The following is a 12,796-nucleotide window of genomic DNA, read 5'->3' on the forward strand; positions in this document are numbered from 1 at the left end:
CCTCCGTCACCGCCCAGCCGGCGGTGGACGACACCGTGACGCACGACGAGCACGTCCTGGGCCAGCTGGACGCCCTCGAGAGCGAGGCGATCCTCATCATCCGCGAGGTCGTCGGCGAGCTCGAGCGACCGGTGCTGCTCTTCAGCGGCGGCAAGGACTCCGTCGTCATGCTGCACCTCGCCGCCAAGGCGTTCTGGCCGGCACCGATCCCGTTCCCCGTCCTGCACGTCGACACGGGCCACAACTTCCCCGAGGTCCTCGACTACCGCGACGCGACCGTCGCGCGGCTCGGCCTGCGCCTCGAGGTGGCCAGCGTCCAGGACTGGATCGACGACGGACGACTCAGGGACCGTCCCGACGGCACCCGCAACCCGCTCCAGACCCTCCCCCTGCTCGACGCGATCACGAGCCACCGCTTCGACGCGGTCTTCGGCGGCGGCCGGCGCGACGAGGAGAAGGCCCGCGCCAAGGAGCGCGTCGTCAGCCTGCGCGACGAGTTCGGCCAGTGGGACCCGCGCACCCAGCGGCCCGAGCTGTGGAACCTCTACAACCCCCGGCACGCCCCCGGCCAGCACGTCCGGGTCTTCCCGATCTCGAACTGGACCGAGCTCGACGTCTGGCGCTACATCGAGCGCGAGGCCATCGACCTGCCCGGCCTCTACTACTCCCACGAGCGCGACGTCTTCGAGCGCGACGGCATGTGGCTCGCCGTCGGCCCGCACTCGCAGCCGCGCGACGGCGAGGACGTCCGGACCCGCACGGTGCGCTACCGCACGGTCGGTGACATGTCGTGCACCGGCGCCGTCCTCAGCCAGGCCCGCACCGTCGCCGACGTCGTCGTCGAGGTGGCCGCCTCGACGCTCACCGAACGCGGGGCCACCCGGGCCGACGACCGGATGTCCGAGGCTGCCATGGAGGACCGCAAGAAGGAGGGCTACTTCTGATGCCGACCCTGCTCCGCCTGGCCACCGCCGGCTCCGTCGACGACGGGAAGTCCACCCTCGTCGGCCGCCTCCTCCACGACACCAAGAGCGTGCTCGCCGACCAGCTCGCCGCCGTCGAGCGCGTCTCACGCGATCGCGGACTCACCGCCGCCGACCTCGCCCTCCTCACCGACGGGCTGCGCGCCGAGCGCGAGCAGGGCATCACCATCGACGTCGCCTACCGCTACTTCGCCACGGCGCAGCGGTCGTTCATCCTCGCCGACTGCCCCGGCCACGTGCAGTACACCCGCAACACCGTCACCGGGTCGAGCACCGCCGACGTCGTCGTCCTCCTCGTCGACGCCCGCAAGGGCGTGGCCGAGCAGACCCGCCGACACCTCGCCGTGACCGCACTGCTGCGGGTCCCGCACGTCGTCGTCGCGGTGAACAAGATCGACCTCGTGGACGACGCGGAGGCCGTTTTCGCCCAGGTGAGCCGTGACGTGCGCGCAGTGGCCGAGCAGCTCGGCATCGCCGACGCCCACGCCGTCCCCGTCTCGGCACTGCTCGGCGACAACATCGTCGAGCCGTCCGCGAACACGCCCTGGTACGGCGGCCCCAGCCTCCTCGGTCTCCTCGAGACACTCTCCCCCAGCGCCGAGGCGGACGAGGAGCCGTTCCGCTTCACGGTCCAGCTCGCCATCCGGCCGCAGGGCGCCGCTCGCGACCCTCGTCACGTCGACTACCGCGGGTATGCCGGCCAGGTCACCTCCGGGGTCGTCGCGACCGGGACCCCGGTCGTCGCCCTCCCCTCCGGACAACGCACGACGGTGGTCGGCATCGACCTCGGCGAGGCCGAGCTGGTCGAGGCGGCCGCGGGGCGGTCGGTGACGCTGCGGCTCGCCGACGAGGTGGACCTCTCCCGTGGTGACACCCTCGTCGCCGCCGACGACGTACCGACCCTCACCCAGGACCTCTCGGGGGTCCTCTGCTGGCTCGGCGACACGGACCTGCGTCCCGGCGCCCGGGTCCTCGTCAAGCACCGGTCCCGCACCGTGCCCGCGATCGTCCGGACCATCGAGGGTCGACTGGACCTCGACACGCTCCGGACCGAGCCTTCGGACCGGCTGTCGCTCAACGACATCGGGAAGGTCGTCCTGCGCACGGCCTCGCCGTTGCCGATCGAGGACTACGCCCGAAGCCGTGCCGGTGGCGCGTTCCTCGTCATCGACCCCGCCGACGGAAACACCGTCGCCGCCGGGATGGCCCGCACCCCATGAGCCTGCCCCTGGCGCTCGACCTCACCGACCGCCTCGTCGTCCTGGTGGGCGGGGGGCCGGTGAGCGGACGTCGTCTCCACGCCTTCCTCGACGAGGGGGCCCTCGTCCGCGTCGTCGCCCCGTGGGTGTGCGAGGAGGTCGCGGACGCCCTGTCGGGCCGTGCGGACCGGGTGCAGTGGGTGCGGCGCGACTACTCCGGCCCCGTCGACCTCGACGACGCCTGGCTGGTGCACACGGCCGCGGGAGACCCTCACGTGGACGAGGCCGTGCGCAGGGACGCCGCCGCGCTGCGCGTGTGGTGCGTCGACGCGACCGACGCCTCCGCGACGAGGGCCAGCGTCCTCGCGCGCACGGACGTCACCACCCCCGACGGCGTCGTCACGGTCGCCGTGCACGCCGGCGGGGACCCGCGCCTCGCGACCACCGTGCGCGACGGCATCGACCTCGCCCTGCGGAGCGGTGGGATCGACCTGCGCCGACGTCGCCCCCGTGAGAGCGGGTGGGTCGCCCTCGTCGGGGGCGGCCCCGGCAGCGACGGGCTCCTCACCGCGCGCGGCCACGAGCTGCTCGCCTCGGCCGACGTCGTCGTCGTCGACCGCCTCGCCCCGCGCGGCGTCGTGTCCCGCCTCCCGGAGTCGGTGCGGGTCATCGACGTCGGCAAGACCCCGCACCACCACCCCGTGCCCCAGGACCGGATCAACGCGATCCTCGTCGAGGAGGCCGAGCGCGGCCACGGCGTCGTGCGCCTCAAGGGTGGCGACCCCTACGTCCTCGGCCGCGGCGGCGAGGAGCGCCTGGCCTGCGAGGCGCACGGCATCGCGGTCGAGGTGGTCCCGGGGGTCACGAGCGCGATCGCCGTCCCGGCTGCGGCCGGCATACCGGTCACGCACCGTGGTCTCGCCAAGTCCTTCACGATGGTCACCGGACACGAGCAGATCCCCTCCCTCCCCACGGGATCGGACCACACGCTCGTGCTGCTCATGGGCGTCTCGATGCTCCCTGACATCGCCCGGGAGCTCATCGCACAGGGGCGACCGACCGGCTGCCCGGTCGCCATCGTCGAGCGTGGCTTCCTCCCGACCCAGCGGGTGACGATCGGCGACCTCGGCGACATCGCCGACCGCGCGAGGGCCCGGGGCGTCGAGTCCCCGGCGGTCATCGTCGTCGGTGACGTCGTGTCCCTGGCCACCGCGGTCGATGACCCTCATCCGGACGAGTGGTTGCGCTAGTCCGTCAGTTGGGTATTGGGTGAGACCCAGGTCACAGTGACGTGGTCGGGAGGAGCCAAGGATGTCCAGTCACCAGATCCCGGTCTCGCGCCGGACGCGGCGAACGAGACGGCTGGTCGCCAGCGCCGGCGCGATCGCCCTCACGGCCGGTCTCACCGCGGCCTGCTCCAGCAGTCCGGAGGGGACGGTCGTCAACCTCTACGGTGGCGCCTCCGCGGTGAAGTTCGACGAGCTCATCAAGGCCTGCAACGCCGAGGCCGGCGGCAAGTACACCATCGTCGGGAACCTGCTCCCGAGCGACGCGGACGGGCAGCGGGAGCAGTTCGTCCGGCGCCTCGCCGCCAAGGACGACGGCATGGACCTCCTCGGCATGGACGTCACCTGGACCGCCGAGTTCGCCGAGGCCGGGTGGATCCGCGAGCTGACCGGCGAGAAGAAGGACGCCGCCGTGGAGGGGGTGCTCCAGCCACCGGTCGACACGGCCACGTGGAAGGACAAGCTCTACGCCATCCCCCGGACGACCAACGTCCAGATCCTCTGGTACCGCAAGAGCCTCGTGCCCGAGCCGCCCGAGACGTGGGACCAGCTCCTCGAGCAGGCGCAGGCCCTCAAGGACGCCGGCAAGACCCACCAGATCGGGTTCACCGCGGCCCAGTACGAGGGCTACGTCGTCAACATCAACAACGTGCTCAACGCCTACGGCGCCACCTTCGTCAACGAGGACAGCACCAAGGTGACCCTCGACGACAAGGCGGTCCAGGGACTCGGGCTGATGAAGAAGCTCGCGACGTCCGGTCTCGTCAGCGGGTCCCTGTCCAACGCGCAGGAGCCCGAGGTCTTCGCCGACCTGCAGGCGGGCCGATCGGCCTTCTCGCTCAACTGGCCCTACGTCCTGTCGGCGATGCGCACCGCCAACCCCGAGATCGCCGCCGACCTGGGCTACACGACGTTCCCGAGCGTCGAGGCCGGCCAGCCCCCCAAGGTGACCCTCGGTGGCATGAACTACGCGGTCAGCGCGTACAGCAAGCATCCGGAGGAGACCTACGAGGCGGCGATGTGCCTGCGCAACGAGGAGCACCAGGTCAAGGCCGCGATCGACGCCGGCGACGCACCGGTGCTCGAGAGCATCTACACGAGCAACGCCGACTTCCGGGAGCAGTACCCCATGGGTGACGTGATGCTCGAGGAGCTGAAGAACGCGGTGCCACGTCCGAGGACGCCGCTGTACCAGAACATCTCCACCCTGGTCTCGACGAACCTGTCACCCCCGGGGTCGATCGACCCGGAGGCCTCCACGTCCGAGCTGCGTGAGCTGATCGCGCAGAGCCTCGAAGGAAAGGGGATCCTGCCGTGAGCAGCAGCACGAATGCAGCCGAGGCCGCTGGAGCCAGGGTCATCGAGGGCGGTCTCGACGGCTCGAACACCGGCGGCGACGACGGCACCGAGATCGCGAAGAAGCGCTTCAGCGAGGGAAAGCGGGCCGAGCGCAACCTCGGGATCAAGCTCGTCGCCCCCGCGGTGATCATCATGCTGGCCGTGACGGCATACCCGATCTTCTACGCCCTGTGGCTGTCGCTCAACCGCGCCGACCTGCGCACCCCCGACGCCAACGAGTTCGTCGGACTCGAGAACTACGTCACCGTCCTGTCGAGCGGCATCTGGTGGCAGGCGTTCGGGATCACGATGTTCATCACGGTCGTCAGCGCCTTCTTCGAGCTCATCTTCGGGATGCTCCTCGCGATCGTCATGCACCGCACCATCGTCGGCCGCGGTCTCGTGCGCACATCGGCGCTCGTGCCCTACGCGATCGTCACCGTCGTGGCGGCCTTCTCGTGGCGCTTCGCGTGGACCCAGGACCTCGGTTGGCTGGCCGGCGACAACGCCCCACTCACCGGCAAGTGGTCCTCGATCGCGATCATCATCCTCGCCGAGGTGTGGAAGACCGTGCCGTTCATGGCCCTGCTCCTCATGGCGGGACTGGCGCTCGTGCCCGAGGACCTGCACAAGGCGGCGGCGATGGACGGCGGCTCGGCCTGGCAGCGGTTCTGGGCCATCACGGTGCCCCTCATCAAGCCGTCGATCCTCGTCGCGCTCCTCTTCCGCACCCTCGACGCGTTCCGGGTCTTCGACAACATCTTCGTTCTCACCGGCGGCGCGAACGAGACGGCGTCGGTGTCGATGGTGGGCTACAACAACCTCATCAGGGGGCTCAACCTCGGCATCGGGTCGACGATGGCGGTGCTGATCTTCCTGTCCATCGCCATCATCGCGTTCATCTTCATCAAGGTCTTCGGGGCCGCCGCCCCGGGGTCCGATGACGGCGGGAGGCGCTGACATGCAGCAGGAGACGACCCAGCGGAAGCTGACCTGGACGGCGGTCAACATCGTCGTGCTCATCTACGCGTTCGTGCCCGTCATCTGGATCATCTCGCTCTCGCTCAAGGACTCCGCGAGCCTCAACGACGGGAAGTTCCTCCCGGTGTCGCCGTCGTGGGCGAGTTACCAGCAGATCTTCGACAACCCGGACTTCACGCGAGCGCTCATCAACTCGATCGGCATCTGCCTCATCGCGACCTTCGTGGCGATCGTCTTCGGCACGATGGCGGCCTACGCCATCGCCCGTCTCGACTTCCCCGGCAAGAGGACGATCGTCGCGCTGTCATTGCTCATCGCCATGTTCCCGCAGATCGCCCTGGTCACCCCGCTCTTCAAGATCGAGACCGCCTTGGGGCTGTTCGACACCTGGCTCGGCCTCATCATCCCCTACATCACGTTCGCCCTGCCGCTGGCGATCTACACCCTCTCCGCGTTCTTCCGGGAGATCCCGTGGGAGCTCGAGAAGGCGGCCAAGATGGACGGAGCCACGCCCTACCAGGCCTTCCGTCAGGTCATCACCCCACTGGCGATGCCGGGCGTCTTCACGACCGCCATCCTCGTCTTCATCAGCTGCTGGAACGACTTCCTCTTCGCGATCTCGCTGACGTCGACCTCGGCCTCGCGCACGGTCCCCGCCGCCATGGCGTACTTCACCGGCGCCACGACGTTCGAGAAGCCGACCGGGCCGATCGCCGCCGCCGCCGTCATCATCACCATCCCCATCGTCATCTTCGTCCTGCTCTTCCAGCGACGGATCGTGGCCGGACTGACGTCCGGCGCCGTCAAGGGCTGAGCAGGGACCCGCACGCACCCGAAGGAGCAGCCATGGCTGAGATCGTCCTCGACAACGTCGTCAAGAGGTACCCGGACGGCGCGCTCGCCGTCGACAACTTCAACCTCGAGATCGCCGACGGGGAGTTCATCATCCTCGTCGGACCCTCGGGGTGCGGGAAGTCCACGACCCTCAACATGGTGGCGGGGCTGGAGGACATCACCCAGGGCCGCCTCCTCATCGACGGCGACGTCGTCAACGACAAGGCGCCCAAGGACCGCGACATCGCCATGGTGTTCCAGTCCTACGCCCTCTACCCGCACATGACGGTCGGCGAGAACATGGGCTTCCCGCTCAAGCTCGCCGGCGTCGACAAGGGGACGATCGCCAAGAAGGTCGGTGAGGCGGCGGAGATGCTCGAGCTCACGCAGCACCTCGACCGGCGCCCGTCGAACCTCTCCGGTGGACAGCGACAGCGCGTGGCGATGGGACGCGCGATCGTCCGCTCCCCCAAGGCGTTCCTCATGGACGAACCGCTGTCCAACCTCGACGCCAAGCTGCGCGTGCAGATGCGCACCCAGGTCTCGAGGATCCAGAAGAACCTCGGCACGACGACGATCTACGTCACCCACGACCAGACCGAGGCGATGACGCTCGGGGACCGGGTGGTCGTCATGCGCGGCGGGGTCGTGCAGCAGGTCGGCTCCCCCACCGAGCTGTACGAGCACCCGACCAACCTCTTCGTGGCCGGGTTCATCGGCAGCCCGTCGATGAACTTCCTGCCGGGACGGCTCGAGGGCGGCGGCAGGATCACCACGTCTCTGGGCGACGCCACGTTGCCCGACGAGCTCCGCCAGGCGCTCGACAAGGCCGCGTCGAGCTCGCAGGACGTCATCGTCGGCATCCGGCCCGAGCACTTCGAGGACGCCCGGCTCGTGCCCGAGGCCAAGGGAGGCGCGCGGTTCAGCGTGCCCATCGACATCGTCGAGGCGATGGGCTCGGACATCTACGCCTACTTCACCGTGCGCGGCGAGGGGGCCCACTCCGCCGACCTCGACGACCTCGCGGCCGATGCCGGCAACGACATGCACGGCGGCGACGGGACCTCGGTCACCGCGCGGCTCGACCCGGCGGCCCGCACCCGGCAGGGACAGGACGCCGAACTCTGGTACGACACCTCGCAGCTGCAGATCTTCGACGCCAAGACCGGGGACAACCTGCTCGAGGGCGTCACCCGCACCAGGACGGGCTCGGAGAACGCCCCGACCTGACCGGCCGTCAACCCTTCGCCCTGCCCTTGGCGTGGGCGATCTGCTCGAAGACCTCCTCGGACCACACATGCTCTCCGAAGAGCTGGTAGCGGGTGCCCGCGAGCCGCACGTAGGCATCCCCCTCCGCCTCGTGTGCCTCCACGAAGCCGCCGTCGCGGGCGAGCTCCATGACCATGGTGAACTCCTCGCAGTACCACCGGGCTGCGGCGTGCGACGCCGTGAGCAGGGTGCCCTCGCGGAACATCAGCCGCGCCGCCCACGCCTCGACCATCTCGGCGAGCAGCGGGTAGCTGAGGGGGTCCTGGCACCGCACCTCGGCGCGGGCGAGCCGGTCCAACGGGACCCGCTCGAGGAAGATCCGCCGTAGGTTCTTGCCGCGCAGGTCCCCGCGGTCGCGGATGCCGTCGGGCGCCAACGTCGTCCGGATCCGCGTGACGTCGGCCTCGATGAGGCTGTCACCGAGGGCGCGAACGACCGAGACCCGGTGGTGACCATCGCGCACGAAGTACATGTCGCCGACTTGGTAGACGTCGATCGGCGGGATCGGCTCCCCGCGGCGGACCGCCTCGGCCAGCCGCTCCCACCGCGCCCGGTTGCGCCCGGACGTGGGCCGGAAGCTCGGGTCGAACTCGCGCACCTTGTCCACCGACCCGACGATCTGGGCGACGGGGATGCTCTGCACCCCGAGCGACTGCTCCCCCCTGTTGCCGAGGGCCTTGAGGACCTCGTCCAGGGACAGCACGCGCGCCTCGTCGCCACGCACCTTGCGGGCGAGCCCGGACATGCGCTGCTGCCGTCGGACCTTGAGGAAGTCGGCCTCGGCGTCGGCCCGGGGGAAGCCGGTGTCAGAAACCATCGTCGGTGCCACCTCGCTCGATCTCGAACAGCCGCACCGGCACGACGTTGCGGACCGTGGTGCCGCCCACCCGTCGGTCGGGTCGGGGGTGTCCGTGCGGGTGGATGTGGCCGTGCAGCAGCCACGTGGGATGCAACCGGGCGAGGAGCCCGTGCAGCGCCTCGATCCCGACGTGCGGACCGTCCTCCTCGTCGCCCAGCCCCAGAGGTGGGGCATGGGTGAGGAGGATGTCGACGTCACGGCGCCCCCGGCCTCGCAGGCCCCACCCGCCGTGCGCCCGCCACGCGAGCCGGCGCGCCCTGAGGTGGTACTCGCGCTGCGAGTACATGTTGGGCCCCGGCCGGTAGCGAACGCAGCCACCGAGGCCGGCGATCCGCAGTCCGGCGACCTCGACGACGAGCCCGTCGACGTTGACCGCCCCGACCGGCCGCGGGGTGTCACAGGGCATCCCCGAGTCGAGGTGCAACCCTCCGCGCGAGAGCGTCGTCGTGCCGACGAGGGGGTCGTGGTTGCCCGGGACGAAGACCACCGGGGCGTCGACGGCCGAGGCGACCGACTCGATGTAGTCCCAGGGCAGGTCACCGGCGCTGACGACGAGCTCGGGTCGCATCCGGGTGAGCCGCTCCCCCACGAGGGAGTGGTCCACCTCGTCAGCGATGGCGAGGACACGCACCATCGCCCCAGTATGCCGGTGTGACCCGGAGGCGTCACCCAGCCGGCGACGACCTCGAGACCGCGTCCTGGCGTGGCTCTGCCGGGTCCGGCGCAGGAGTGCGCCGGACCCGGCTGAGTCGTGCTCGCAGCGATCCTTTGTCCGAGATTCAGCTCAGCTGGCGAGACCTCGGCGACGTGCACCCCTGAGCAGCAGGCCGCCGAACGCGAAGAGCGCGAGGGCGAGGCCCAGCAGCAGGCTCGCGTCGACCCCGGTCTGCGCCAGGTTGCCCGTGGGGGCCCCCATGGCCACCACGCCGGTCGGAGCGGATCGGACGATGCCGGCGCTGCGACTGGTCTGCGGAGTCCCGTCGTTGCGGACGCCACCGATGTCGGTGGGAGTCGTCGGCTCCGAGGGGTTGGCCGGGTCGGCCGGGTCCACGGGGTCCGTCGGGTCGACGGGGTTCGTGGGATCGGTCGGGTTCGCCGGGTCGGTCGGGTTCACCGGGTTGGTCGGGTTCACCGGGTCGGTGGGGTTGGCGGGCAGCACCGGCGGGGTCGAGCCGTCGGTCGTGCTGCCTCCGGTGCTGGAGTCGCCGATGACCGTGACGGCGTTGCCGCCGATCGTGACCGGAGCATTGACCGGGGCGATGACCTGGTTGCCGCCGAGGACCGAGTCCTCACCGGAGGTGATGACGTCACCACCGACGCTGTCGCCGACGGTGCCCGACGTGGTGTCGGAACCCTCGGTGCTGGAGTCGCCGATGACCGTGACGGCGTTGCCGCCGATCGTGACCGGAGCATTGACCGGGGCGATGACCTGGTTGCCGCCGAGGACCGAGTCCTCACCGGAGGTGATGACGTCACCACCGACGCTGTCGCCGACGGTGCCCGACGTGGTGTCGGAACCCTCGGTGCTGGAGTCGCCGATGACCGAGACGGCGTTGCCGCCGATCGTGACCGGAGCATTGACCGGGGCGATGACCTGGTTGCCGCCGAGGACCGAGTCCTCACCGGAGGTGATGACGTCACCACCGACGCTGTCGCCGACGGTGCCCGACGTGGTGTCGGAACCCTCGGTGCTGGAGTCGCCGATGACCGAGACGGCGTTGCCGCCGATCGTGACCGGAGCATTGACCGGGGCGATGACCTGGTTGCCGCCGAGGACCGAGTCCTCACCGGAGGTGATGACGTCACCACCGACGCTGTCGCCGACGGTGCCCGACGTGGTGTCGGAACCCTCGGTGCTGGAGTCGCCGATGACCGAGACGGCGTTGCCGCCGACGGTGACCGGAGCATTGACCGGGGCGATGACCTGGTTGCCGCCGAGGACCGAGTCCTCACCGGAGGTGATGACGTCACCACCGACGCTGTCGCCGACGGTGCCCGACGTGGTGTCGGAACCCTCGGTGCTGGAGTCGCCGATGACCGAGACCGCGTTCCCGCCGACCGTCACCGGAACCGTGACCGGGGCCGAGACCTGGTTGCCACCAGCCACCGAATCCTCACCCGAGGTCGACGACGTGCCACCCGAAGCGCCCGAGCTGGGAGCCGCGGAGGACGTCGTCGCCTTCGTGCTGCTGGAGTCGCCGATGACCGAGACCGCGTTCCCGCCGACCGTCACCGGAACCGTGACCGGGGCCGAGACCTGGTTGCCACCAGCCACCGAATCCTCACCCGAGGTCGACGACGTGCCACCCGAAGCGCCCGAGCTGGGAGCCGCGGAGGACGTCGTCGCCTTCGTGCTGCTGGAGTCGCCGATGACCGAGACCGCGTTCCCGCCGACCGTCACCGGAACCGTGACCGGGGCCGAGATCTGGTTGCCACCAGCCACCGAATCCTCACCCGAGGTCGACGACGTGCCACCCGAAGCGCCCGAGCTGGGAGCCGCGGAGGACGTCGTCGCCTTCGTGCTGCTGGAGTCGCCGATGACCGAGACGGCGTTGCCGCTGACCGTCACCGGGACCGTTACCGAGACGACGGACTGGTTCCCGCCGAGGATGCTGCCGACACCGGTGGTGTCGTCAGCCTGTGCCTGGGCGGAGAAGACGAGGCCTCCGCCGACGACGAGGGCGATCTTGAGCCCTCGCCTCATTGATGCGCGCATGGTGGTTCCTTCCGTGATTGATGTGGGTGAGCCCGCGAACGCGGGAACTGCTCGGACAGCGCCTGGGAGCAGGCGCCGGAGCGGCATCAATCAGGGCGGGAGCCCGGGTCCAGGGCGGGCCCCGGACAGGGCAGCGACGTGTGCGACGTCAGTGCGGCAGAGGAGCTGGTGGGCAAGGTGAGCGTGCTGGGGGCGGTTGCTGCATCCGGGGCTGCTGCGGAGCCCGCGGACCCCGTGGAACCCGATCCGGGGACGACGGCGGGACCGGGCTGCGACGGGGCGGGCGTCGGTGTGTCAGACGGACGGTGTGCACCGGTCGGCTGGACGACGGACGCGGCCCGCTCGACACGCGTGGAGTGCAGGGCTGCGGGTGAAGCCGTCGCCGAGGCTGCCGCCGCGCCGATGCGGTCGACGCCCACGGGGGCAGCCGGCACGGCCACGACGACGGAGGTCCCCGAGGTGGTGTCCGTCGGAAGAAGCTCGGCGCCGATGTCTGCTCCGGCCGCTCCCGGAACGTCGGTCACGGGAGTCGACGGAACGACGGCGGCCACGGGCTCGACGACGCCCACTGCGGGATCGAGCACCGGTGCAACGGGATCGAGCACCGAAGTCACGGGGTCGAGCACGGGGAGGATCGGAGTGACGACGGCGGCGGTCACCGGAGCAACGATGGGCTCGACGGCGCGAACCACGGCGTCCGTCGCTGGCTTCACGACGGACGTGGCCGTGGAGATCACGGCGCTGGTGCTCGTCGCGACGACCGCGACGGGCTCCGCCACCACGGCGGTCACCGCCTTGACAGGGTTGGTCACCACGGATTCGACTGTCCTGACAGGCTTCTCGACGACCGCGTTGGACTCAGCGACGACGCTGTCAACCACTGCGGTGGTGCTGCCGAGGACCTTCGTGACGGACGTCGAGGTCGGTTGCGAAGCCGGCGGAGGGTCGACGACCGCGGTTGTCGTGGCGACGACCTGGTGGACCGCACCACTCGCGCCGGTGGCGCCGAGAAGGCCGACGTCGTCGGCCCGTGCCTCCGTCGTCGAGGCGAGGAAGAACCCGAGGATCATGAACGCAGCGCCCATCACCAGCCTGACCAGGCCGATGCGAGACGACACAGCGCCCACGACACACCCCCCATTCCTGAACCCGTTGGAGTTCGATCATCGCAAGTCGAGCGCACATCTGACGGGAGCGCAACGGGCGAGAAAGGACGTGCGAGCGAGTGACTACTCGTCAGTACCACCCCCCTGAACTGCGGTTTTGTCTGAATTGCCTTGTACGACAGGGTCGCTCAGAGGTCGGCGTGTCGGACCGGCACCGCGAAAACC

At 70.2% G+C, this 12,796-nt stretch carries 11 protein-coding genes; 8 read left to right on the forward strand and 3 right to left on the reverse strand.

Features of this window, described 5'->3' with window-relative positions:
- Positions 1-23: 23 nt before the first annotated feature.
- The 7 genes from cysD to AC3EU2_RS17395 all read left to right on the forward strand — a co-directional run bounded on the left by cysD (position 24) and on the right by AC3EU2_RS17395 (position 7,851).
- Entirely contained in the window at positions 24-944 is a 921-nt protein-coding gene (cysD, locus tag AC3EU2_RS17365) for a sulfate adenylyltransferase subunit CysD (RefSeq protein ID WP_488179509.1), read from the forward strand.
- Positions 944-2,203: a sulfate adenylyltransferase subunit 1 gene (locus AC3EU2_RS17370; protein ID WP_488177524.1), complete on the forward strand. Its 1,260-nt coding sequence runs from the start codon at positions 944-946 to the stop codon at positions 2,201-2,203. The genes cysD and AC3EU2_RS17370 overlap by 1 nt, the downstream gene beginning before the upstream one ends.
- The gene (gene cobA, locus AC3EU2_RS17375) at positions 2,200-3,432 is read left to right on the forward strand and encodes a uroporphyrinogen-III C-methyltransferase (RefSeq protein ID WP_488177525.1); all 1,233 of its coding nucleotides are present in this window, start codon (positions 2,200-2,202) and stop codon (positions 3,430-3,432) included. Before AC3EU2_RS17370 ends, cobA begins: the two co-directional genes overlap by 4 nt.
- Positions 3,433-3,493: 61 nt before the next feature.
- Positions 3,494-4,786, forward strand: a complete 1,293-nt coding sequence (locus AC3EU2_RS17380) for an ABC transporter substrate-binding protein (RefSeq protein WP_488177526.1) — start codon at positions 3,494-3,496, stop codon at positions 4,784-4,786.
- Complete coding sequence (locus tag AC3EU2_RS17385; RefSeq protein ID WP_488177527.1) at positions 4,783-5,766, forward strand: carbohydrate ABC transporter permease; 984 nt, start codon at positions 4,783-4,785, stop codon at positions 5,764-5,766. Before AC3EU2_RS17380 ends, AC3EU2_RS17385 begins: the two co-directional genes overlap by 4 nt.
- 1 nt (position 5,767) lies before the next feature.
- Complete coding sequence (locus tag AC3EU2_RS17390; RefSeq protein ID WP_488177528.1) at positions 5,768-6,601, forward strand: carbohydrate ABC transporter permease; 834 nt, start codon at positions 5,768-5,770, stop codon at positions 6,599-6,601.
- Between the two features lie 32 nt (positions 6,602-6,633).
- Positions 6,634-7,851 carry an ABC transporter ATP-binding protein gene (locus tag AC3EU2_RS17395; RefSeq protein WP_488177529.1) on the forward strand — a complete coding sequence of 406 codons (1,218 nt, stop codon included), beginning with the start codon at positions 6,634-6,636 and terminating at the stop codon, positions 7,849-7,851.
- A 7-nt stretch (positions 7,852-7,858) separates the two neighbouring features.
- On the opposite strand, the gene AC3EU2_RS17400 is transcribed toward AC3EU2_RS17395, so the two are convergent.
- The 3 genes from AC3EU2_RS17400 to AC3EU2_RS17410 all read right to left on the reverse strand — a co-directional run bounded on the left by AC3EU2_RS17400 (position 7,859) and on the right by AC3EU2_RS17410 (position 11,465).
- The gene (locus tag AC3EU2_RS17400; protein WP_488177530.1) at positions 7,859-8,707 is read right to left on the reverse strand and encodes a ParB N-terminal domain-containing protein; all 849 of its coding nucleotides are present in this window, start codon (positions 8,705-8,707) and stop codon (positions 7,859-7,861) included.
- Positions 8,697-9,383 carry a metallophosphoesterase family protein gene (locus AC3EU2_RS17405; protein ID WP_488177531.1) on the reverse strand — a complete coding sequence of 229 codons (687 nt, stop codon included), beginning with the start codon at positions 9,381-9,383 and terminating at the stop codon, positions 8,697-8,699. The genes AC3EU2_RS17400 and AC3EU2_RS17405 overlap by 11 nt, the downstream gene beginning before the upstream one ends.
- 150 nt (positions 9,384-9,533) lie before the next feature.
- A complete protein-coding gene (locus AC3EU2_RS17410; protein WP_488177532.1) occupies positions 9,534-11,465 on the reverse strand; it encodes a beta strand repeat-containing protein in 1,932 nt (643 codons plus the stop codon).
- Positions 11,466-11,633: 168 nt separating this feature from the next.
- Here AC3EU2_RS17410 and AC3EU2_RS17415 point away from each other — a divergent pair, with 168 nt between their 5' ends.
- Positions 11,634-12,719 (forward strand): hypothetical protein, encoded by a 1,086-nt coding sequence (locus tag AC3EU2_RS17415; RefSeq protein ID WP_488177533.1) that lies wholly within the window; start codon positions 11,634-11,636, stop codon positions 12,717-12,719.
- Positions 12,720-12,796 lie beyond the last annotated feature (77 nt).

It is taken from the genome of Knoellia sp. B-D-2, from assembly GCF_057714695.1.